Genomic DNA, 21761 nt, shown 5'->3' with positions numbered 1-21761 from the left:
CCATGCGTATTTTGCATACAGCGGATTGGCACTTTGGGCGGACGCTGGAAGGCAGGAGCCGTCTAAACGAACAGGCTGCTTTCGTCGAAGAGTTCATACAGCTGGCGGATGAAGAGCAGGCAGACCTGATCCTGATCGCAGGGGATGTATATGATTCGGTTAACCCCCCGGCAGCGGCAGAGCAGCTGTTCTATGAGGCTGCTGCCAGATTGTCGCAGCAGGGCAAGCGCCCGGTCGTAATTATTTCCGGGAATCATGACCACCCAGATCGCTTATCGGCATCAGCGCCACTCGTGCATGAGCTTGGCGTGACGCTAATCGGGCAGCCTAGTCTGGAGCCAGTGACCCTTCATTGTGCGAGAACGGGGGAAGATGCAGTTATTGCAGGGCTGCCTTATCCATCTGAGGCGCGATTAGGAGAGCTGCTTACAGCCTCCAATGAAGAACATGAGCTGCGCAGTGCATACAGCGCGAAGGTAGGGAAGCTACTGCTTCATCAGGCCATGCATTTTCGACCTTCTACCGTTAATTTGATTATGAGTCATTTGTACGTTCTTGGCGGACTGGAGAGTGATTCTGAGCGCCCAATTCAGGTGGGTGGAGCTTATACTGTTGATCCAAGCGTGTTCGCTTGTATGGGAGCTCCTGCTGCACCGCAGTATAGTGCACTTGGCCATTTACATCGGCCACAGGCAGTGAAGGGGCCGGGGGTTATTCGCTACAGTGGATCGCCGCTCGGCTACAGCTTCTCAGAGGCGGGTCAGGCGAAGTCGGTCACTCTGCTGGATTTGGCACCGGGTCAGGAGGCTGTTCCTCAGGAGCGATTCCTATCTTCCGGCAAGCCGCTCATGAAATGGAATGTTCGCGGTGGGTATGAAGAGACGCTTCGCTGGATTGAGGAGGGCAAGGATGCTGGTGCTTGGCTGGATGTCTGCATTCATCTTACAGAAGCACTGACGTTAGAGCAGATTCAGAAGCTGCGTCGAAATCATGAAGGTATCGTCAATATTCGTCCCATTTATCCAGAGATTGAACGAATTGCGGCTGAAGAAGGACGCCGTAGTGAACTACCGGTACATGAACTGTTCCGGCGGTTCTATGAGCGTCAGACTGGAGGAGCTAAGCCTGACGATGCATTAGTGGACTGCTTCTTGGAATTGATCGGAGAAGATGGGCTGGAGAAGGAAGGTGAAGGCGCATGAAGCCAATCGAGTTGAAGCTGGCAGGATTGCAAAGCTATCGAGAAGAGCAGTGCCTCGACTTCCGAACACTGTGCGAGACAGGTTTATTCGGTATATTTGGCCCGACAGGAAGCGGCAAGTCTACGATCTTGGATGCGATGACGCTCGCACTGTATGGGAAGGTAGAGCGAGCTACGAATGGCACGCAGGGCATATTGAATCAGGCGGAAAATCAATTGTCTGTTGCGTTTACATTTGAATTGAACGGTGCTGGGGAGCGTAGGGCGTTCCGCGTAGAGCGCAGGTTCAAGCGGACGGGCGATATTACAGTAAGCAACTCGGTCAGTCGGTTTGTTGAGATTACGCCTGAAGGCGAGGTCGTCTTAGCTGACAAGCTGGCTGAGGTAACTCGCTGTGTTGAACAGCACATTGGATTGAAAATGGATGACTTCACAAGAGCGGTCGTTCTTCCTCAAGGCAAGTTCGCAGAGTTCTTGTCGCTTAAGGGCAGCGATAGACGTCAAATGCTTCAGCGTCTCTTCTCGCTTGAGAAATATGGAGATGAGCTGTCTGCTCGTATATCTCGTCGTGCCAAGGATGCTGAAGCCGAACTGATGGCTTACTCGGCTGAACAGCAGGGATTGGGTGATGCCTCGCAGGAAGCGCTGGCGAGTGCAGAACAGGCATTTACAGAAGCGGCGAAACAGGCAGAACTGGCCAAGGCGTCCAAGCAGGCTGCTGAGCAGGAGTATCACGCTATGGCTGAGCAGCGTGAGCTTCAACAGGAGCATGCACGAATATCGAGAAGAATGTCTGAGCTGCAGAATGAGGCGCCGAAGCGCGCTGAAGAGGAAACGAAGCTGAATCGTGCGAGAGAGGCAGAGCGGATTGCACCTATTGCCTTGGAAGCGGAGCAGTTGATTGTAAAGCGGAACATGGCTGTGGCAGAGCATGCATCTCGTGAAGAACAAGCGGGTATCGCTGCATCGGATGCACAGAAGGCTGTGACTGCTGCCGAGGAGGCGAAGCACGTTCAAGAGCGTGAAGAGCCGGAATTGCTCCGTCGGAGTGAGCAGCTTCAAGAGGCAGTTCGCCTGCAGCAGGAATGCGAGCGTCTACGCAAGGAGGAGGGCGAATGGAAGCTCCGCTTGGAGAGTGCCCATGCACGCTATGACTCTGCAGCGTCTGATATTGAACGATCAGAGCAGCTGCTTAAGAAGGCGGCGGCACGTCAAGAGGAGCTTCGAACGACGCTTGTGGCACATGTCAAGACTGCCGAGGAGCAGGAACACTTCCATCAGGCGATCTCTTACTATGATAAGATCACGTTCATGGAAGGACGCTCCAATGAGTTGAATAATCATCGAATGAAGCATGAAACACAGACAGAGACTGTCAATCGCAAGCTTAATGATAAGCTTGAAGAGCTGTTGTCCGCAGCTGGGACGATTCGACATAAACTGGAAGAGGGGCTTCATTCAAGAACATGCTGGAGACGGCTTCGCGAGCAAGTGACCCATCTCTTTGTACAGGTCGAATCGGCAATGGATGATGAGCGCCAGAAGCAGTGGAAGGAAACAGCGGAGCAAATGGCTGTCCAGTTAGCATTGTCATTGGTAAATAATGAGTCCTGTCCGGTATGCGGATCGAAGGAACATCCAGCCCCCGCCCATGTACATGCGAGTGCTAAGGTCAACTCTACAAATGGAGACGAGCGATGGCGGCAATGGGAGCAACTGAAGAACATATCGAGTCGATTGCTTCTGGATGTGGACGCTGAAGCAGCTCGTAGTCGTGAACAGTTCTCGACCTGGATGCAGCGTCTGCAGGAAGTGTCCGAGCGAGCGTCGCAATTGATACGCGATCAGTTGTCAGCAGTGGCTGAAGAAGACCAACTGAGAGGCGAACATCCTTCGTGGAGAGACTCTATGACCGAGCTTGCTGCCGCGCAATCGTTCGGTTTAGATAACAAGGACATGCTGTTGGAAGATGAATCGCCGCTGCAAGCCGGCGAAGGAGCAGCATCTGAGCAAGCAGGATCACATACGTACAAAGATGTTGAAGAATTGGATTTGGCTGCAGTAGAGAATCAGTTGACAGCTCTACAGCAAGACGTGCAGTCATTCATCCAGAATGCTCGTGCAATGGAAGGCCTTATGGAGCAACTGCTGAAGGATGCTGCAGGCAAGCAATGGGAGCTGCAGCAATTGTCGTCTAGCTACCAATCTTCATTTGTGGCGTTGCGTGACGCCAATCGTGCATGGAAGGAAGCAGAAGAGGCTCTGGCCAAGCAGCATGAGGAATGGAATCTTCGTTACAAAGCGTTCCAATGGGAATTCGCGCAGATGCCGTCTTTGCAGCAGGAATGGACTGCAAGAGAAGCAGTCGTGAGCGATTGCCGGGAACGACTGGAGAAGAGTGCAGTTTATATAGAGGAAATGAAAGAACGAATTCTTCAATACACGAGAGAGCGTCAAGCTGCTGAGGTTGAGCGTGTCAATGCGCAAGCGGAGTGTAATGGTGTTGCCCGTCTACTAGGGGATTACGAGACTCGGTTGAAGCCATGGTTGCAGAAGCAATCCATAGAGGAGCTTGCAGCAGCTACATCAGCTCGTCTAGCAGAGCTTCGTGAACGAGTTAAGCGAACAGCGGACGAGGCTGAAAGGTTACGGGCTGCAAGCGAAGCTGCAGGCCGTCAGGCGGCTCTTGCTGCGCAAGCCTTGACGAGTCTGGCCGAGCAGGTAGAAGTGAGCGGTCAACGACTTCAAGATCTGCTGTCGAAGTCTTCCTTTACAGAAATTTCAGATGTGCATGCCGCTCGGATGACAGAAGAACTCACCTCACAATTAGAGCAAACGCTGCTCGCTTATCACGATTCAGTTCGGGATGTCAGTTCGCAGCTAAATCGATTGCAAGAGCGAATAGGTTCTTCAGTGGTTACGGATGAGCAGTGGAACGCTTGCAGCGAGAAGAAAGTGGCGGCCGAAGCAGCGGCAGAGGAAGCCCTTGCTCGGAAAGCAAAGGCAGAGCGGGACGCGGAGCAGTTACGTAGTAAGCATGCACGCTGGACAGAACTTGAGGAAGCACGCTCGCGCACCGAAGAATATGCGGGCCGATTGCACCAGCTGCAGGCTGTATTCCGTGGTAACGCCTTCGTTGAATTTATTGCGGAAGAACAGCTTATGCAGGTTAGCCGCGCTGCGTCAGACCGATTGAAGGTATTAACGAAGCAGCGCTATGCGCTGGAAGTGGATTCTGGCGGGGGCTTCGTCATCCGCGATGATGGCAATGGAGGTATCCGCAGACCGGTATCTACACTATCGGGAGGAGAGACCTTCTTGACTTCGCTTGCACTGGCTCTTGCACTGTCCTCTCAGATTCAATTACGAGGCAAGTACCCTCTCGAGTTCTTCTTCCTTGATGAAGGATTCGGGACACTCGATCCTGAGCTTCTTGATACGGTTGTTACCGCACTGGAGAAACTGCATTCGGATCGCTTGTCAGTTGGGGTAATCAGCCATGTTCCGGAGCTGCGTGCTCGCTTGGCGAGAAAGCTGGCTGTCATACCGGCAGAACAAGCAGGAGAAGGGTCACGAATCGTAATGGAAACGAATTAGATAGTTGTGAACTAGCTCACAGTAACAGTTTCAACAGGCTGTTATAATACAGACAGCCGACATCAATAATTTTCCTATTTGCACCTCGGTGATCGTATTGTGTCTGCAAACAGTCGTGATCAATAATCAGAGTCGCGATGCTTGCAGCAACAGTACGCTCACAGCGCTGACGCGCTGCCCGCAATTGCGGGGTACGAGGTGCTCTTTTTTTTGTCCTTTTTTTGATAAATTCCAACCTCATAGTACGGTATGTGCGCATACAAACGCTATTGCTTTTTATAGATCACTTGGACAGGCTTCTTTTTTTTGCTATGATAAGGGTACGCCAAATTAAGAGACATACAGCCTGAATTCAGGCTCAGAGCGAATACATATTAAGGGAGGAATGAAAAGAGATGGATTGTATTTTTTGTAAAATTGTCGAAGGCTCCATTCCTTCGAAAAAAGTGTATGAGGATGATACGGTAGTAGCCTTTCACGATATTACTCCCCAAGCTCCAGTACATATTCTCGTGATTCCGAAGAAACATATTGCAACAATGAACGATGCTGAAGGCGAGGATTTCGCCCTGATTGGAGACATTCATCGCGCTGCTCAGCAAATTGCACGTGAGCTAGGCATTGCAGAATCGGGATACCGCTTGATTAACAACTGCGGCAAGGATAGTGGACAAGTGGTATTCCATATCCATTATCATTTGCTTGGCGGCGAACAGCTGGGAGCATTGGTTGGATAAATCGCGTATTATAGCCATATAGTGGTAGATAAACATGCAGGAAAATGCCGCTGTGCAAACATTTCCAACCATGAAATGTCGTTATAATCTGTTCACATGGTTGACACCTAGTTTTACAATCACATATAATGTAATTTGATGAACCGTGTTTTTGTTCTTGGACGGTCTGTTCGGAGGGAGGGATAACTGGTGTCTGAAACGAAAGTTCGCAAAAACGAGACAATCGATGCTGCACTTCGTCGCTTTAAGCGCTCCATCGCGAAGGATGGCGTATTGGCTGAAGTTAAAAAGCGCAAGCACTATGAGAAGCCAAGCGTTAAGCGCAAGAAGAAGTCCGAGGCTGCCCGCAAGAGAAAGTTTTAGGAGGATTACGCACCAATGGATCTTAGCCAAAGATTGAACGAAGATATGAAGCAAGCGATGAAAAGTCAAGACAAGTTCAAACTCTCCACCATCCGAATGGTTCGTTCGGCGATCAAGAATGTTGAGATAGATGAAAGAAGAACTTTGAATGACGATGAAGTGCTTGAAATTCTAGGTCGTGAGATCAAACAGCGGAAAGATGCCCTCCACGAGTTCGAAAAAGCAGGTCGAGGCGATTTGGCAGATGGGGTTCGGGCGGAAATTGATATCTTGACGCCTTATCTTCCTGCTCAGCTTTCCGAAGAAGAGATAAAAGTGATTGTACAAGAGACCATCCAAGAGACCGGTGCTTCTTCGAAAGCCGACATGGGGAAAGTAATGGGTGCCCTCATGCCAAAGGTGAAGGGGCGCGCAGACGGCAAGTTAGTCAATTCTGTCGTGCAACAATGTCTGCAATAAACGATCTCTTTACGTCTATTGACGAAACGATAAAAAACACTCCTTATTCATAAGGAGTGTTTTTTTCTATATATCTAAAGATGAAACGCAAGGCATGATCAGGACGTATTATTATATGTGTTCAAAAGGGCTGTTTTCACAATGTGAGTCATGCCACAATTGTCAGCAAGCTTTTTGAATAGCACGTATCGCATTTGTCTACAACAGAATAAGAAAGGGGGTAGTCATCCACCATGCGGTATTTTCGAGGGAAACCACTAGGATTAGCCACCTTAGTTTTGACAGCGATCATGATCCTGTTCTCCTGCATCCCATTTGTAAGCGCTCAAGTGAAAGCGGAAGGCAGTTCGGCACACAATGTGATTGTCCTTCCACTGAAGGGAACGGTGAATCCAGTTATGGAATCCTTCCTGTTCCGTGCACTTGATGAGGCAGAACAGCTAAGTCCTGAAGCAATTATTATCGAGATGGACACACCGGGTGGAGAATTGGGATCTGCGGGCAATATCAGCCAGAGAATTATCTCCAGTCCTGTACGTACGATTATGTTCGTAGAGGGCAATGCAGCATCGGCAGGCAGTTATCTTGCACTGAGCGCCAATGAGATCGCAATGACTCCAGGCAGTGCAATCGGATCGGCAGCCTTGGTTGATGGAGCTCACAATTATGTAAATGATCCAAAGCTGGTTGCCATGTGGGTTAGCAAAATGAAAGCCGTTGCACAAAAAAATGGCAGAGATCCGCTCGTTGCACAAGCAATGGCTGATTTGCAAGGCGCTTACGAAATTAAGGAGCTGGGACGGACAATACCATCGGGTGAGGTGTTGTCATTGAGCTCGGAGGATGCGCGTAAAGCTGGCTATGCGGAATATGTAGCTTCCAATACGGCAGATCTGTTGAAACAGTTGAAGCTGGATCAAGCAAATCTTGTTCAGATTGAGCCTTCTACCTCAGAACAAATTGCAGCCTTTGTTGTTCATCCAGGGATTGCGACATTGCTCCTGTTCCTTGGAATCGCAGGTGTTGCAATCGAACTGTTCGTACCAGGCTTCGGTGTCCCAGGAATACTGGGGATTGCTGGATTTGGTTTGTATTTCTTCGGTCACTACATTGCAGGACTAGCGGGGGTGGAGACCATCGTTCTATTCATCATTGGGCTAATACTGCTAGCACTGGAGTTGTTCATCCCGAGCTTCGGCATATTGGGCATACTAGGATCGTTAAGCTTGATTACGGGTGTCGTGCGAGCTGCTAATGATACTGCAGATGCGCTGATGTCGCTTGGCATTGCCTTCGCAGCTGCTCTGGTTGTGGTTATCATCGTCGTTCGTGTTTTCAAGCACCGCGGTATTTGGAATAAGTTCATTCTCCGTGATTCCTTGACGACAGATGAAGGTTACGTGTCGAATATAAATCATACAGAGCTGCTCGGGAAGACAGGGCGTGCATTGACAACATTGCGTCCATCGGGAACGGCTCTGATTGGGGATATCAAATATGATGTCGTCACAGATGGCGGTTTTATAAGCCGTGACGAAGAGGTTGAGGTTGTTGAGGTGGAGGGCGTACGGATTGTCGTACGATCGTTGACCAAAGATTGACCCCTTTATGTTATTTTTGACTATAGGTTCTAACCCTTGCTTCACACATATAACAAAATATTGGAGGATGATCGAATATGGATCCATCTTTGGTAACTGCGCTGTTAATAGGGGTTGTTATTGTTATTGCACTAAGTGTATTCTTTAGCTTCTTCCCAGTAATGCTCTGGATCTCGGCTATTGCATCCGGGGTCAAGATCGGGATTATCTCACTCGTTGCAATGCGTCTGCGCCGTGTAACGCCAAGCCGTATCGTTAACCCAATGATTAAGGCAACTAAGGCTGGTCTTGGACTGAATATTAACCAATTAGAGAGTCACTACTTGGCTGGCGGTAATGTCGACCGTGTTGTTAATGCGTTAATCGCTGCACAACGTGCGAATATTCATCTTGAATTCGAACGCGCAGCAGCAATCGACCTCGCGGGACGCGATGTATTGCAGGCGGTGCAAATGAGTGTTAACCCGCGTGTTATTGAAACGCCTATCGTTGCCGCTATGGCGAAGGACGGTATTGAAGTTAAGGTTCGCGCGCGTGTTACCGTACGTGCGAACATTGAACGCCTCGTCGGTGGTGCTGGGGAAGAAACGATTATCGCGCGTGTTGGCGAAGGTATCGTTACAACTGTAGGTTCCAGCGCATCCCATAAAGACGTCCTGGAGAATCCAGATCTTATCTCTCGTACTGTACTCGGCAAAGGTTTGGATGCAGGAACGGCCTTTGAAATCTTGTCTATTGATATTGCAGACGTCGATGTAGGTAAGAACATCGGTGCACATTTGCAAACTGAGCAAGCTGAGGCGGATAAGCGCATTGCGCAAGCAAAAGCAGAAGAACGCCGTGCAATGGCAGTCGCACATGAGCAAGAGATGAAGGCACGCGTCGTTGAAATGCGTGCACTTGTTGTTGAGTCGGAATCTCAAGTGCCCCTTGCTATGGCTGAAGCGCTTCGCGGCGGCAAATTGGGTGTTATGGATTATATGAATTTGAAAAACATTGAAGCCGATACGCAAATGCGCGGTACAATCGGCAAGGTATCCGACAACAATCCCAACAATAATCACGACAACAAATCAGAAAGCTAGGCGATGAGCCATGGTGATCATTGAGAAGATTATTCATTTCGTCACAAGCAATCCGTTAATAGCGATTATTATTTTGGGAGCTCTTTTTTCTTCACTGGGCGGCTCGAAGAAAAAGGACAAAACCAACCGGATGCCTGATTTTAGTGGAGGGGCTGCAAAAAGCAGCGATGACAAGAGGTATGAAGATGCAGGCGAGGAGGAATATGAGGAGGTAGAACGCAAGCCAGAACGTCAGCCTGTGTTTACGACCAGCGCTGAACGTCCAGCGCCAGCAGGGATGGCTTCAAGTCCGGGTAACTCGTATGATTCCATTGACTCGGATGAGGCGCGTCTTACGGAGCTAGAGCAGCGTCTGGCTGCAATTGACCGAATGGCGAGCTCTATCTCGTCCGGATCAGCTTCCAGAGCCTCTAAGCGCCATACTTCATCAGTTGCTTCACCCGAACAGGTGCAGGGTTCTTCAAGCCGTGCAGTTACACCTGATGAAGTGATGCAGGGAGTCATTTGGGCGGAGGTGCTCGGACCACCGCGTGCCAAGCGTCCCTATCAGCATCGCCGCTGAATCTATAAGTATTAATACAAGTCCTTGCTGTTCCGTTCAGGAACAACTGTAGGCGAAGAGAGAAGTTCCACATACAGGGTTAGTACAATACGTGCTAAGCCTGCATAGTGGGGCTTTTTTTTATTTCTGCAGTTCCACAGACAATCATTAACATGGAATATTCCTCGAGGATCTCGCGTGAAGGGTCGCTGCAATCGTTATAATCGCGTCATTCTGCGCATAAATTGTAACGAATAGGAAGGGGGCCCGTCGCAAAATGAGTCGCTTTGGCCGCAAATTAAGCAACTGGACAGCGAATTGGCTGGATCTGCCGCAGGATACATTATCGGATACGCCCCGGTTAGCCATGATTGGAAATCGGCATCTTATCGTTGAGAACCACCGCGGGATTGTGCATTTTTCGAACGAGCTGGTTCGGTTGGCGCTAACCAATGGAGAACTAGAGATATCCGGATCAGAGCTTGTTATTCGGGCGATATGGACGGAAGAGATACGTATTGAAGGAATCATACGCAATATCACATACAATGGAACGGGGGAAATGAAGTGAAGGCACCTACGTTGGCCAATGCTCGCGGCTATGTTCGGGTTCGCATTCGAGGAGGGAATGCGGAGTCTTTTATTAATGCTGTCGTCTCCAAACAAATCCAAGTGTGGGATGTGCAGCGGATTTCGTTCCAAGACTTCCAGTGCTATGTACTGCTGTCTGAATATTTTAACCTGAGGCCCATTTTGAAGCAGACAGGCTGTCGGGTTCATGTGGAGCAGCGGATAGGATGGCCTTTTGCGTTGAGACGAGTTCTCCGCCGCAAGTTCTTCTTGATTGGCTTCGCTATGTTTATGTTTGGATTGTACATGCTCTCCTCGCTGGTATGGTCCATTGATGTGAAGGGCAATGATCGTATATCAACAGAGCAGGTGCTTGCGGCTGCGAAAGAGCAGGGGATATATCCTTTTCAGTGGACATTCCGTCTGCGTGACCCTGATCTAATTGCGAAGGCGATGCACACGAAGCTGAAAGAGGCATCATGGGTGGGAGTCAATTGGGAAGGGACCAGGGTATCAATTCAAGTGATTGAAGCAACGAAGCCCGACTCATTGAAATTGGTTAATCCAAGACATATTGTTGCTTCAGAGGATGCAATCGTAACTGATATTATCGCGGAGAATGGACGAGCTGTCGTTGCCCGCAATGCCCGCGTCAAAAAAGGCGCTGTACTTATTTCCGGGGCCGTTGGAACTGAAACTGAACCGAAGGATGTGGCGGCCAGGGGAGAAGCAAGAGGGCTCGTCTGGCACCAATATGAGATTTCCTCGCCGCTCGTCATGAAGCATAAAGTATACACAGGGGAAGAGAAAGAGAGAAAATATATCGTGACAGGCAACCGGAGGCTTATGGTCTCTGGATTCGGAGATATTCCTTATGCTCATTATGAACAGCTGCAGGAGGACAACACGCTGAAATGGAGGCAGTTGTCGCTGCCTATTGGCTGGACAAATGAGAAAATTAAGGAAGTTCAGTTCGCATCTGAGGAACGAACGGAGACGCAAGCTGCAGAGGCAGGACTGAAGCAAGCTAGGGCGGATGTGCTCGGCAAGAACGGACCTAATGCCCGCATTCATTCGGAAAAAATTTTGCATCAGAAGACGGACAATGGTAAAGTGGTCATGAAGGTGCTTTTTGAAGTGGAGCAATCAATAGCGGAAGAACTTCCGCTTGTTCGCCAGTTTGAACAGAAATCACAACCGGAATCAGAACCACATGAACAAGGACACTGAATACAAGGAGACTGAGGTTTTTGTCGCAACAACAGACTGTTAAAATTTCACTACAAAATGCTGCTGAAGGACTAGCCCTGTTCGGGCCGCAAGATAAGCATCTGCGCTTGATTCAAAGCCGTACAGATGCACTAGTGACATCGCGCGAGGCGGAGGTTGTCATTACGGGGGAAGCGGAAGAAACTGAAAAATTGGAGCAGTTATTCCTCGTTCTGCTCGAGCTGATTCGCAACAATATTATCCTGTCTGAACGGGATATCATGTATGCAGTCGATTTAGCGCAGGAATGGAAGGTTGACGAGCTGCTTGATTTATTCAGGGGCGAAATCGCACATACATACCGCGGCAAACCGATCCGCGTTAAGACAATAGGTCAGCGGCATTATGTATCAACGATTAAGAAGAGAGACATCGTATTCGGTGTAGGGCCTGCAGGTACAGGGAAAACGTATCTTGCCGTTGTACTTGCCGTCGTTGCGTTGAAGGAAGGAGCCGTCAAGCGAATCGTTCTGACTCGGCCTGCAGTAGAAGCCGGAGAGAACCTTGGTTTCTTGCCTGGAGATTTGCAAGAGAAGGTAGATCCGTATTTGCGCCCTCTCTATGATGCGCTGTATGACGTGATGGGCACGGAACAGGTTGCTAAGGCTCTTGAGCGTGGATTGATTGAGATTGCGCCTCTCGCCTATATGCGGGGACGGACGCTGGATGATGCGTTCATCATATTGGATGAGGCACAGAACACGACCCCTGAGCAAATGAAGATGTTCCTGACACGACTTGGCTTCGGATCGAAGATGGTCATTACCGGGGATATTACCCAAATTGATTTGCCTCGCGGTAAGAGATCAGGTCTCGTGGAAGCAGGGCGAATCTTGAACGGGATTGAGGAGATCGGATTCGTGCATTTTGCCGAGCAGGATGTCGTTCGTCATTCCTTAGTGCAGAAAATTATTACAGCTTACCAGAAGGAAAGCGAAAACCAAGGATAGAGAGGACTGTTCTCTATGCTACAGACAAATCGTTCCGGCAACGGAAATAGCAAACGTCAAGTCAATATGACGGGATGGAAGTATAGCGTAGGTGTACGTTTTCTTCTGTTTTTCTTATTAACATTATTATTTTATTTCAGTTTGGCGCCGAGCATTCTGCCGGAGAAGCTGGATATTGAAGTCAATGCGAAGAGTGAGAAGGATATTATCGCACCGATTCAAATCCCAGATAAGAAGGCAACGCTTAAAGCCCAAGAGCAGGCTGCCGAGCGCGTGCAGCCCATTTATGAGATTATCTCGCTCAAAAATGAGCGCTTAATCGATTCTCTGTTCGAGCGTATCGACCAGTTAAATGACGATGAGCTCATATCGTACGCACAGAAGATCAGCTTATATCGCACCGTCATCCCTGATGAGGTCAGTAAGTATCTTAGGGAATTTCTGACGACAAGCCGCAATAAGGATACATATTCGAGTACACTGCTTGACGAAGTAAGTAAACGCATTGACGAGCAGAAATACGATATCCCTGAAGAAACGTATCTGAAAATTGCACGCTTGACTAAAGAAGACGTCGCCCAAATGAAGCCTGTTGCTCGGGAACTAGTGTCTAAGCTGATGGCTGACGCGGTTCCAGATGCCTCTGTGCCGCGAGCTAAGGTGCCGGAATACGTCAATGCAAGCTCGCTGGATAAACGCTCTGCTCGCGAGGTGGTGCAGGAGCTCGTTCGCCTCTGTATTACGCCAAACAAGTTCTACAATGATGACGCAACGAAGGATGCAAAGGTTCAGGCGCGGGAGAATACGCAGCCAATCTTCATTAAGCAGGGCGATATCTTTATTAAAAAAGGGCAGGTTATCTCTCAAGAGACTTATGATTTGCTAAAAGAGAACGATCTTTTGAAATCAGAAGTTAACTACTGGCCGCAATTTGGCTTGTTGCTTCTGTCGGTGATGTTCTCGCTCGTCTTATTTATGTTTATGCGTCAATCAAGCCATACTCATTTCAAGTTCAACAACGTGCAGTTGCTGATGCTTGTGTTGATTTTCATAATCAATATTATTGCGATTCATATAATCGGCTACGCGCAGACGAAGGAAATCCCTTATATTGGGTATGTCGCACCAACTGCGATGGGGGTTATGCTGATTACCCTGCTCATCGATCTGCCGCTAGCGTATATATGTGCAGTCGTTCTGAGTATCCTTGCGGGGATGATCTTGAACACCAACCAAGGCACGTTGTTTGATTTCCATTTTGGATTTTTTGCGCTCGTGACCAGTTACGCAGCGATATTCGCCATTCATCGTGCAAGCCAACGCTCCACGATCTTGAAGGCAGGCATTATGGTATGTATCTTCGGCAGTGTAACGGCTTTGACGCTGTCCATGCTATATGGAGAGCCAATGAATCAGAGTCATACGATGCTGTCGGCTGCATTTGCTTTTGCCAGCGGACTGCTCACATCAGTCCTTGTACTCGGACTGATGCCGTTTTTTGAAGTTACATTTGGCATTTTGTCTGCACTTAAGCTGGTTGAATTGTCCAATCCGAACCATCCATTACTGCGCAAACTTCTGACAGAAACACCGGGAACCTATCACCATAGCGTGATGGTAGGGAACCTGTCTGAACAGGCTGCGGAATCGATTGGTGCGAATGGACTGCTGTGTCGAGTAGGTGCCTACTATCATGATATCGGCAAAACGAAGCGTCCAAGTTACTTTATTGAGAATCAGACGAATATGGACAACCCGCATGATCAAATCGATCCGAAGCTGAGTACGTCCATTATCGTTGCTCATGCCAGAGACGGCGCTGAGATGCTGAAGGATTACAAGCTGCCGAAGCCGATACGGGATATTGCTGAGCAGCATCATGGTACAACCTTCTTGAAGTATTTCTACTTCAAAGCGAAGAAGCAGGCGGAAGAACAGGGTATTGAGCCTGACTTTACTGAGGATGATTTCCGTTATCCTGGGCCTAAAGCTCAATCGAAGGAAGCGGCTATTGTAGGGATAGCGGATTGTGTGGAAGCTGCAGTGCGTTCACTTCGTCATCCGACGGTCGAGCAAATTGAATCGATGATTCATAAAATTGTGAAGGATCGGATGGACGACAATCAGTTCAACGAATGTGATCTGACACTGCGCGAGCTGGATATTGTTGCTCAGTCACTGAAGGAGACTGTAATGGGAATCTTCCACTCCCGTATTGAGTATCCGGATGACTCGAAGTTGAAGAATAAGGACGCGGGTGCTGCAGCGGAAGCTCCGAAGTCGTAGCCTGCGATTGATTCGGTTGAACGTACATCTTAAAACTGCAAGTAAGGAGCAACGAACATGTCGAGTATGAAGCTGGAATGGAATGACGATCAAGACATTTACCCGATAGATCCTTCCCTAATTGAGCTGCTGGAGCGTATCCTACAGGAAGCTGCGGCGATGGAGGGCATTCAAGAGGGAGAGGTCGCGTTAACGTTCGTTGATAATGAGCAAATTCATGAGTTAAATCGTGAATATCGAGGAATTGATCGTCCGACAGATGTATTGTCCTTTGCCTTGAACGAATCTGTTGAAGAGGAATTGGACATTCTATACGAAATTGAGGATGAGCAAGAATTGGATGAGATGAATGATCTGCTTGGCGATATCATCATCTCAACAGAACGCGCCAAGGAGCAGGCTGATGAATATGGTCACTCCTTGGAGCGTGAAATTGGATTCTTGTTTGTTCACGGCTTCCTGCACTTGCTCGGATATGATCATCAGGATGAGCCAAGTGAACAAATTATGATGGACAAGCAGGAAGCAGTGCTGGAGAAGGTAGGTTTGCGCCGCTAATGAAGCGTCCGTGGAGCGATACCTTTCGTGTTGCCTTCGCAGGAATAGCCTATGCAATACGAACGCAGCGCAATATGAGGGTACATACAGCAATGAGTGTGTTGGCACTTCTATTAGGGGCTGTACTGCAAATATCGACTTCGGACTGGCTGTGGCTAGGACTCGCCATTACCATCGTAATCTCAGCTGAATTATTGAATACCGCAGTAGAATCTGTCGTCGATCTCGTGATGCCGAAGCCGCATCCATTGGCGAAGGTAGCCAAAGATACCGCCGCAGGAGCCGTGCTCGTGACGGCGGTATTCGCCGTTATAGTTGGCGTTGCTATCTTTTTCGAACCGGGAATGAAGCTGCTTGGTACGATTCTGCGCGTTATGCACGGATGAAGACATTCATACACGGCGCTATTGTCGTTATTGAACGGCAGAGCGCCGTGTATGCACATACAGAGAAGTTTTGGAGGGGAATTCATGTTTCATAATCAAGATCAAATGAATCGTAATACGTATAAATCGGGCTTCGTCGCGATTGTAGGTCGCCCAAATGTCGGCAAATCTACACTGATGAACCATGTGATCGGCCAGAAAATCGCCATTATGTCAGATAAGCCGCAAACGACACGCAACAAAATTCATGGCGTGTATACAACGGATCACTCGCAAATTGTATTTTTGGACACTCCCGGTATCCACAAGAGAAAGTCGAAACTCGGCGATTATATGAACAATGTGGCATTGAACACCTTGAATGAGGTAGAGGCTGTTCTCTTCCTTGTCGATGTATCTGCTGGGCTTGGCGGCGGAGATAAATATGTGATTGAACAATTGAAAAAAGTCCGTACTCCTGTCATACTCGTCATGAACAAAATCGATCAGGTTCATCCAGAGGCTCTACCGCCGATGATTACAGAGTACAATGAGCTGCACGACTTCGCAGCGATTGTGCCGATCTCGGCGATAAATGGAAGCAACGTCAACCGGCTGCTGGATGTGCTCGGAGGCTATTTGCCAGAAGGACCGCAGTACTATCCAGATGATCAAATTACGGATCATCCGGAGCAATTCGTCGTTGCAGAGTTGATTCGTGAGAAGATATTGCACCTGACGCGAGAAGAAATTCCTCATTCCATTGCGGTAACGATCGAGGATATGCGTGTGCAGGAGAATGGCGTTGTATATATCTCGGCAGTTATTTTCGTGGAACGGGATTCACAAAAAGGAATTGTTATCGGCAAGCAGGGTGCCTTGTTGAAAGAAATTGGAAAGTTGGCGAGACAGGATATCGAAAACTTGCTCGGTTCCAAGACATTCATGGAGCTATGGGTGAAAGTCAAAAAAGATTGGCGAAATCAGGATCGAGTCTTGCGAGATCTTGGTTTTAGACACGAGTAAATCTAGCGAGGAACAGGCTGGTCTAAACCATACACTCCAATTTTTGCAATGGATATTCCCTTCTAAGCAGCACAACCTAAATGATGACGCATAGTCTTACTGGTCTGTATCCGAAGATATTGCCTCGAACGTCCGCTTCAGGTACAGCAACTATAACTGCCACTATTGTTGCTTGCGGGCATCATAGGAGCATGTCATTGATTAAGGTTCTCTTAACGAAAGGGGATTGTTGCAATGCGTGATTTTTCATGGAATGTATTTGCGAAGACAGGGGATGTCGACGCTTACTTGCTATATAAGCAGGCAGGAATGACTGAAGAGCTTGAGGAGCACCCAACAGAGATTGCGCCAATCGTGGAGCAATCTGCAGATTAATAATGATTATGCAGCGTCAATCATGGGAGGACGAGAGTGTTATATCGGGTTGAAGGAATTGTCATCCGCAGCATGGACTATGGGGAAGGCAATAAGATCATCACACTTTGTACGAAATCTCACGGCAAAGTCGGTGTTCTTGTTCGCGGCGCGAAAAAGGTTCGCAGCCGACATGCTGCGGCGACTCAGTTGTTCACTTATGGAGAGTATGTGTTCTTTCGTGGAATGGGGCATATTGGTACTCTTAATTCTTGTGAGATAGTAGAGGCGAATCATCAGCTTCGTGAGCAGCTCCATCTGGCAGCCTATGCGTCCTATGCGGCTGAATTAGTGGATAAGGCACTGCATGATGAAGAAGCTGGGGGGCCAATGTTTGATCAATTCCATGCCTACTTGCAAGCTATTGCCCAAGGCAAGGATGTACAGGTGACAACCCATCTCTTCGAGATGAAATTGTGGCAGCGAACTGGCGTAGCTCCTCAACTGCATGCATGCGTCGCTTGCGGTACAGAGGAGAGGCTTGCTGCTTTTAGTTGGCGGTTAGGTGGTGCGCTGTGTGCAAGCTGCAAGCCGAGGGAACATGCGAATTACGTCGCCAATCTGCAAATGCTTGCATTGCTTCAAAAATTCGAGATGACAGACTTGCATCGTCTGGGCAATATTACATTGAAGCCTGCAACTAAGCTGCAGCTTCGGGCTTGCATGCGTGGTTACATGGATACGCATGTTGGGGTACGTCTGAAATCATTGCAGTTCCTTGAGCAGATGGAGAAATATGATCTGGCGCAGCTTGACGAGTAATATCCATTTCGCTATAATATATCAATAAATTGAGGTATACCTTGTGTTGAAGAAGAAAGTAGTTCGCAGCGTTTGAATGCAGCGATTCAGGGGCAGTGGAAGCCTGAACGAACGAACGAATGAAATGGCACTTTGGAGCAAGGCTCATGTGAAAGTGGATCGGACTATTTCGATCAAGTAGGGTGGAACCGCGGGAATATAACTCTCGTCCCTACGTCTGGCATCAGGCGTAGAGGCGGGAGTTTTTTGCATTCTCCCATACGTCAATGCCGTCAATATGAGGCAAAGGAGTCCTGACTGTGAATTTTCAACAAATGATTTTGACGTTGCAGCAATTTTGGGCCGAGCAGAATTGTATCATCGTACAGCCGTATGATGTAGAGAAGGGTGCGGGGACGATGAACCCGATGACCTTCCTTCGTTCCATCGGGCCAGAACCATGGAACGTAGCTTATGTAGAGCCATCTCGTCGTCCAGCTGACGGCCGTTACGGGGAGAACCCGAACCGATTGTATCAGCATCACCAGTTCCAAGTTATTTTGAAGCCATCTCCGGACAATATTCAAGAATTATATCTGGAGAGCTTGAACCGCTTGGGGATCGATCCGACAATCCACGATATCCGTTTTGTAGAGGATAACTGGGAATCGCCAACATTGGGTGCATGGGGCCTAGGTTGGGAAGTATGGCTTGATGGTATGGAAATTACGCAGTTTACTTATTTCCAACAGGTGGGCGGTATCGACGCACATCCAGTGGCTGTAGAGATTACGTACGGCTTGGAACGCCTTGCGTCCTATATTCAAGACAAAGAAAATGTGTTCGATCTGGAGTGGGTAGAAGGCGTAGCTTATGGCGACGTATTCCACCAGCCTGAATTCGAGCATTCGAAATATACATTCGAAGTAAGCGATACGGAGATGTTGTTTACGTTGTTCAATATGTACGAGAAAGAAGCAAATCGTGCGATGGATGCCCATTTGGTATTCCCAGCATATGATTATGTGCTGAAATGCTCCCATACATTCAACCTGCTTGACGCACGCGGTGCGATTAGCGTAACGGAGCGTACAGGGTACATTACACGCGTGCGCAATCTTGCACGCCATGTGGCTGCGACTTACTTGGAAGAACGTGAGAAGCTTGGCTTCCCACTCTTGAAGAAAGGAGAGGAACAAGATGCCTAGACATTTATTGCTCGAGCTTGGCTTAGAGGAAGTGCCTGCACGTTTCATTCGCAGTGCGATGGAACAACTGAAGGAGCGTACGGAACGCTGGATGACAGAATCGCGGATTGCCTACGGAACGGTATCTGCGTATGCAACACCAAGACGTCTCGCAGTGCTCATTCAGGACGTTGCAGATAAGCAGACAGACGTTCATGAGGAAGTGAAGGGGCCAGCCAAGAAGATTGCTCACGATGCGAGCGGTGAGTGGTCGAAGGCAGCCCTTGGATTTGCACGCAGTCAAGGCGTAGATCCGTCGGAATTCTTCTTCAAAGAGTTGAACGGAGTCGAGTATATCTACGCGAATAAGAGCAGCCTTGGTACGAATACGGCGGATGTTCTTGTTGAGGGATTGACTTCTATTATTCATGCAATGACTTTCCCGAAAAATATGCGTTGGGGTGCGAAGGATATGCGCTTCGTTCGTCCGATTCGCTGGATCGTTGCTCTGCATGGCGAGGATGTTATCCCACTTGAAATTGCAGGCGTAAAAGCGGGCCGCACGACTCGTGGACATCGTTTCCTTGGTGATGAGGCGGTTATTGATGCGCCGCTTCAATACGTGGAGCGCCTTCGTGAACAGTCCGTCATCGTTGATGTGGCAGAACGCGAAGCAAATATTAAGAACCAAATTCAAGAGCTGGCAAAGAGCAAGGATTGGCATATTGCGATTAAGGAAGATTTGCTGGAAGAGGTACTGTTCTTGGTTGAAACCCCTACCGTATTGTTCGGTGGATTCGATGAAGCATTCTTGAACATTCCTCAAGAAGTGTTGATTACTTCGATGCGTGAGCATCAGCGTTACTTCCCTGTATTGAATGCAGAGGGCCAGCTCCTTCCTTACTTCGTAACCGTGCGCAACGGTGACTCCAAGGGATTGGAGATGGTTGCAAAAGGAAACGAGAAGGTGCTGCGCGCACGCCTGTCTGACGCGAAGTTCTTCTATGAAGAAGATCAAAAGCTTAAAATTATCGATTGCGTGCACAAGCTAGATTCAATCGTGTTCCACGAGGAGCTAGGCTCGATCGGGGATAAGGTGCGCCGCATTCATGCAATTGCGGATGCATTGGCGCTGGCGGTTCAGACGGATCGTGAGACAGCGCTGTGGGTAAGCCGTGCTGCGGATATTTGCAAGTTCGACCTTGTTACGCAAATGGTCTATGAATTCCCTGAATTGCAGGGGGTTATGGGTGAGGATTACGCTCGCAAGGCAGGGGAACCAGAAGCGGTAGCCCAAGCGATCAATGAGCATTACAAGCCTAGATTCGCAGGCGATCCAGCACCAGCTTCACTTGTCGGTTCGATTATCAGCATGGCTGACAAGATGGATACGTTGACTGGCTGCTTCGGCATCGGCATAATCCCGACAGGATCGCAGGATCCATATGGTTTGCGGAGACAGGCGACAGGTATTGTGCAAATTCTATTGGAACGCAATCTTCCACTTACTTTGCATACGCTCTTCAACATTACGCTTGATGTATATGAACAAGCAGGATTGTTGAAACGTGAACGTGAGGAAGTTCGTAAAGAATTGTATGAATTCTTCGGCTTGCGGGTGAAGAATGTGTTGTCTGATTCCGTTCGATACGATGTTGTTGATGCGGTAATGGCTGCTGGCTATGACGATGTGAAGCTCACAGTAGCTCGTGGAGAAGCACTTATGCATGCTGTACAGGCAGATGAGTTTAAGCTGACGGTTGAATCGTTCAACCGTGTAGGTAATCTGGCTGCTAAAGCAGACAGCAAGGAGATACGTTCTGAGCTGTTCGAGCATGATGCAGAACGCAATCTTCATGAGAGCTGGCTGCGTGTGCATGAAGCTTATGAAGCAGCTTATAGCAATCCATCAGAGGCACTGAGCGTATTGTCCCAGCTGAAGGATGAAGTCCATTCGTTCTTCGAACAAGTGATGGTTATGGCTGAGGATCAAGCGGTGCGGGTGAACCGCTTGGCTTTGCTTGCGAATATTGCAAATGACATTCAGCGCTTCGCAGATTTCTCCAAGCTTGTCTGGGCGTAATAAGCAACAATGAGATTTATCGTCTATGGACAGTAGGGTAGTTGTTGTAAATGGATGGAACATGAAGAAGGGATTCTTCGGATTCTCTTCGACATGTTCCATCCTTATTTTCATCGATTCGACAAAAACTGAGTTGATGTAGAGGAAATCCGGATTTCGAAGCAGGAATTTTAAACGATACAGCGTATATAATATAAACGGTGAAACGATTAATGAAAGTTCTGACGCTTTACGAAAATGGTGAGAACATGTCTTCTAAACTTCGAATCGTAGTAGACGCCGATGCTTGTCCTGTGAAAAATGAAATTGTTGCCGCAGCCATTGAAATGGGTGCAGGAGTTATTTTTGTAGCTTCTTATGCTGCATTTGCTCCAGACTGGCAGCTTATGAATCTTGATATTCATACTGTTTTTGTGGATCAAGCGTTTCAAGCGGCGGATATTTATATTGCCAACACAGCGCGGTCAGGGGACGTAGTGGTTACAGGCGACTACGGGTTGGCCGCGCTCTGTTTGCCAAGAGGTGCATCCGTACTTACGCCGAGAGGCAGCGAGCTGACTGGCGATAATGTAGATGAGTACCTCACAAGGCGGCATATCTCAAGCAAAGCGAGAAGAGCAGGTTTACGAACGAAAGGTCCGCGAGCGATGAGTGAAGAGGACCGCGAAATTTTCCAACATAAACTGACAAAACTTTTGCTTCGTGAGCAGGAGAAAATGCGCCCATAG

20 protein-coding genes are annotated in these 21761 nt (G+C 48.5%); all 20 read left to right on the top strand.

The window, feature by feature from the left end; all coding sequences use genetic code 11:
* Positions 1–2: 2 nt before the first annotated feature.
* The 20 genes from BLS15_RS10590 to BLS15_RS10495 all read left to right on the top strand — a co-directional run bounded on the left by BLS15_RS10590 (position 3) and on the right by BLS15_RS10495 (position 21761).
* Positions 3–1202: an exonuclease SbcCD subunit D gene (locus tag BLS15_RS10590; protein WP_090511365.1), complete on the top strand. Its 1200-nt coding sequence runs from the start codon at positions 3–5 to the stop codon at positions 1200–1202.
* Positions 1199–4798: an AAA family ATPase gene (locus tag BLS15_RS10585; RefSeq protein WP_090511360.1), complete on the top strand. Its 3600-nt coding sequence runs from the start codon at positions 1199–1201 to the stop codon at positions 4796–4798. The genes BLS15_RS10590 and BLS15_RS10585 overlap by 4 nt, the downstream gene beginning before the upstream one ends.
* Before the next feature lie 395 nt (positions 4799–5193).
* Positions 5194–5535, top strand: a complete 342-nt coding sequence (locus BLS15_RS10580; protein WP_021256808.1) for a histidine triad nucleotide-binding protein — start codon at positions 5194–5196, stop codon at positions 5533–5535.
* Positions 5536–5724: 189 nt separating this feature from the next.
* Positions 5725–5898, top strand: a complete 174-nt coding sequence (rpsU, locus tag BLS15_RS10575; RefSeq protein ID WP_005547957.1) for a 30S ribosomal protein S21 — start codon at positions 5725–5727, stop codon at positions 5896–5898.
* Between the two features lie 15 nt (positions 5899–5913).
* Complete coding sequence (locus BLS15_RS10570; protein ID WP_021256807.1) at positions 5914–6357, top strand: GatB/YqeY domain-containing protein; 444 nt, start codon at positions 5914–5916, stop codon at positions 6355–6357.
* Positions 6358–6590: 233 nt separating this feature from the next.
* On the top strand, positions 6591–7958 hold the full coding sequence (locus BLS15_RS29435) for an NfeD family protein (RefSeq protein WP_028531292.1): 1368 nt from the start codon (positions 6591–6593) through the stop codon (positions 7956–7958).
* Positions 7959–8035: 77 nt separating this feature from the next.
* Positions 8036–9043: a flotillin-like protein FloA gene (gene floA / locus BLS15_RS10560; protein ID WP_021256805.1), complete on the top strand. Its 1008-nt coding sequence runs from the start codon at positions 8036–8038 to the stop codon at positions 9041–9043.
* A 10-nt stretch (positions 9044–9053) separates the two neighbouring features.
* A complete protein-coding gene (locus BLS15_RS10555) occupies positions 9054–9605 on the top strand; it encodes a hypothetical protein (RefSeq protein ID WP_028531290.1) in 552 nt (183 codons plus the stop codon).
* Positions 9606–9861: 256 nt separating this feature from the next.
* Positions 9862–10155: a sporulation protein YqfC gene (yqfC, locus tag BLS15_RS10550; RefSeq protein WP_021256803.1), complete on the top strand. Its 294-nt coding sequence runs from the start codon at positions 9862–9864 to the stop codon at positions 10153–10155.
* Positions 10152–11384, top strand: a complete 1233-nt coding sequence (gene yqfD, locus BLS15_RS10545; protein WP_254777323.1) for a sporulation protein YqfD — start codon at positions 10152–10154, stop codon at positions 11382–11384. Before yqfC ends, yqfD begins: the two co-directional genes overlap by 4 nt.
* A gap of 20 nt (positions 11385–11404) precedes the next feature.
* Positions 11405–12373, top strand: coding sequence for a PhoH family protein (locus tag BLS15_RS10540; RefSeq protein ID WP_021256801.1), 969 nt, complete (start codon positions 11405–11407; stop codon positions 12371–12373).
* Positions 12374–12388: 15 nt separating this feature from the next.
* Entirely contained in the window at positions 12389–14659 is a 2271-nt protein-coding gene (locus BLS15_RS10535; RefSeq protein ID WP_051613965.1) for an HD family phosphohydrolase, read from the top strand.
* A 57-nt stretch (positions 14660–14716) separates the two neighbouring features.
* Positions 14717–15217: an rRNA maturation RNase YbeY gene (gene ybeY, locus BLS15_RS10530; protein ID WP_021256799.1), complete on the top strand. Its 501-nt coding sequence runs from the start codon at positions 14717–14719 to the stop codon at positions 15215–15217.
* Entirely contained in the window at positions 15217–15603 is a 387-nt protein-coding gene (locus BLS15_RS10525; RefSeq protein ID WP_021256798.1) for a diacylglycerol kinase family protein, read from the top strand. The genes ybeY and BLS15_RS10525 overlap by 1 nt, the downstream gene beginning before the upstream one ends.
* A 105-nt stretch (positions 15604–15708) precedes the next feature.
* On the top strand, positions 15709–16608 hold the full coding sequence (gene era, locus BLS15_RS10520; protein WP_021256797.1) for a GTPase Era: 900 nt from the start codon (positions 15709–15711) through the stop codon (positions 16606–16608).
* 234 nt (positions 16609–16842) lie between these two features.
* Positions 16843–16983 carry a YqzL family protein gene (locus BLS15_RS10515; RefSeq protein WP_081676194.1) on the top strand — a complete coding sequence of 47 codons (141 nt, stop codon included), beginning with the start codon at positions 16843–16845 and terminating at the stop codon, positions 16981–16983.
* A 36-nt stretch (positions 16984–17019) separates the two neighbouring features.
* Entirely contained in the window at positions 17020–17784 is a 765-nt protein-coding gene (gene recO, locus BLS15_RS10510) for a DNA repair protein RecO (RefSeq protein WP_021256796.1), read from the top strand.
* A 299-nt stretch (positions 17785–18083) separates the two neighbouring features.
* Positions 18084–18971 (top strand): glycine--tRNA ligase subunit alpha, encoded by an 888-nt coding sequence (glyQ, locus tag BLS15_RS10505; RefSeq protein ID WP_021256795.1) that lies wholly within the window; start codon positions 18084–18086, stop codon positions 18969–18971.
* On the top strand, positions 18964–21033 hold the full coding sequence (gene glyS, locus BLS15_RS10500; protein ID WP_021256794.1) for a glycine--tRNA ligase subunit beta: 2070 nt from the start codon (positions 18964–18966) through the stop codon (positions 21031–21033). The genes glyQ and glyS overlap by 8 nt, the downstream gene beginning before the upstream one ends.
* A gap of 212 nt (positions 21034–21245) precedes the next feature.
* The gene (locus tag BLS15_RS10495) at positions 21246–21761 is read left to right on the top strand and encodes a YaiI/YqxD family protein (protein ID WP_021256793.1); all 516 of its coding nucleotides are present in this window, start codon (positions 21246–21248) and stop codon (positions 21759–21761) included.

It is taken from the genome of Paenibacillus sp. cl6col, from assembly GCF_900102125.1.
Taxonomy (GTDB): Bacteria; Bacillota; Bacilli; order Paenibacillales; family Paenibacillaceae; genus Paenibacillus_B; species Paenibacillus_B suaedae.
Note: the sequence above shows the minus strand (reverse complement) of the source record. Positions and strands in the feature narration are given on the sequence as shown.

Excerpts from the sequence above, each read along its gene's own strand:
- BLS15_RS10590 (WP_090511365.1), top strand. The coding sequence starts at position 3 with ATGCGTATTTTGCATACAGCGGATTGGCACTTTGGGCGGACGCTGGAA.
- BLS15_RS10585 (WP_090511360.1), top strand. The coding sequence starts at position 1,199 with ATGAAGCCAATCGAGTTGAAGCTGGCAGGATTGCAAAGCTATCGAGAA.
- BLS15_RS10580 (WP_021256808.1), top strand. The coding sequence starts at position 5,194 with ATGGATTGTATTTTTTGTAAAATTGTCGAAGGCTCCATTCCTTCGAAA.
- BLS15_RS10570 (WP_021256807.1), top strand. The coding sequence starts at position 5,914 with ATGGATCTTAGCCAAAGATTGAACGAAGATATGAAGCAAGCGATGAAA.
- BLS15_RS29435 (WP_028531292.1), top strand. The coding sequence starts at position 6,591 with ATGCGGTATTTTCGAGGGAAACCACTAGGATTAGCCACCTTAGTTTTG.
- floA (WP_021256805.1), top strand. The coding sequence starts at position 8,036 with ATGGATCCATCTTTGGTAACTGCGCTGTTAATAGGGGTTGTTATTGTT.
- BLS15_RS10555 (WP_028531290.1), top strand. The coding sequence starts at position 9,054 with ATGGTGATCATTGAGAAGATTATTCATTTCGTCACAAGCAATCCGTTA.
- yqfC (WP_021256803.1), top strand. The coding sequence starts at position 9,862 with ATGAGTCGCTTTGGCCGCAAATTAAGCAACTGGACAGCGAATTGGCTG.
- BLS15_RS10535 (WP_051613965.1), top strand. The coding sequence starts at position 12,389 with ATGCTACAGACAAATCGTTCCGGCAACGGAAATAGCAAACGTCAAGTC.
- ybeY (WP_021256799.1), top strand. The coding sequence starts at position 14,717 with ATGTCGAGTATGAAGCTGGAATGGAATGACGATCAAGACATTTACCCG.
- BLS15_RS10525 (WP_021256798.1), top strand. The coding sequence starts at position 15,217 with ATGAAGCGTCCGTGGAGCGATACCTTTCGTGTTGCCTTCGCAGGAATA.
- era (WP_021256797.1), top strand. The coding sequence starts at position 15,709 with ATGAATCGTAATACGTATAAATCGGGCTTCGTCGCGATTGTAGGTCGC.
- BLS15_RS10515 (WP_081676194.1), top strand. The coding sequence starts at position 16,843 with ATGCGTGATTTTTCATGGAATGTATTTGCGAAGACAGGGGATGTCGAC.
- glyS (WP_021256794.1), top strand. The coding sequence starts at position 18,964 with ATGCCTAGACATTTATTGCTCGAGCTTGGCTTAGAGGAAGTGCCTGCA.
- BLS15_RS10495 (WP_021256793.1), top strand. The coding sequence starts at position 21,246 with ATGAAAGTTCTGACGCTTTACGAAAATGGTGAGAACATGTCTTCTAAA.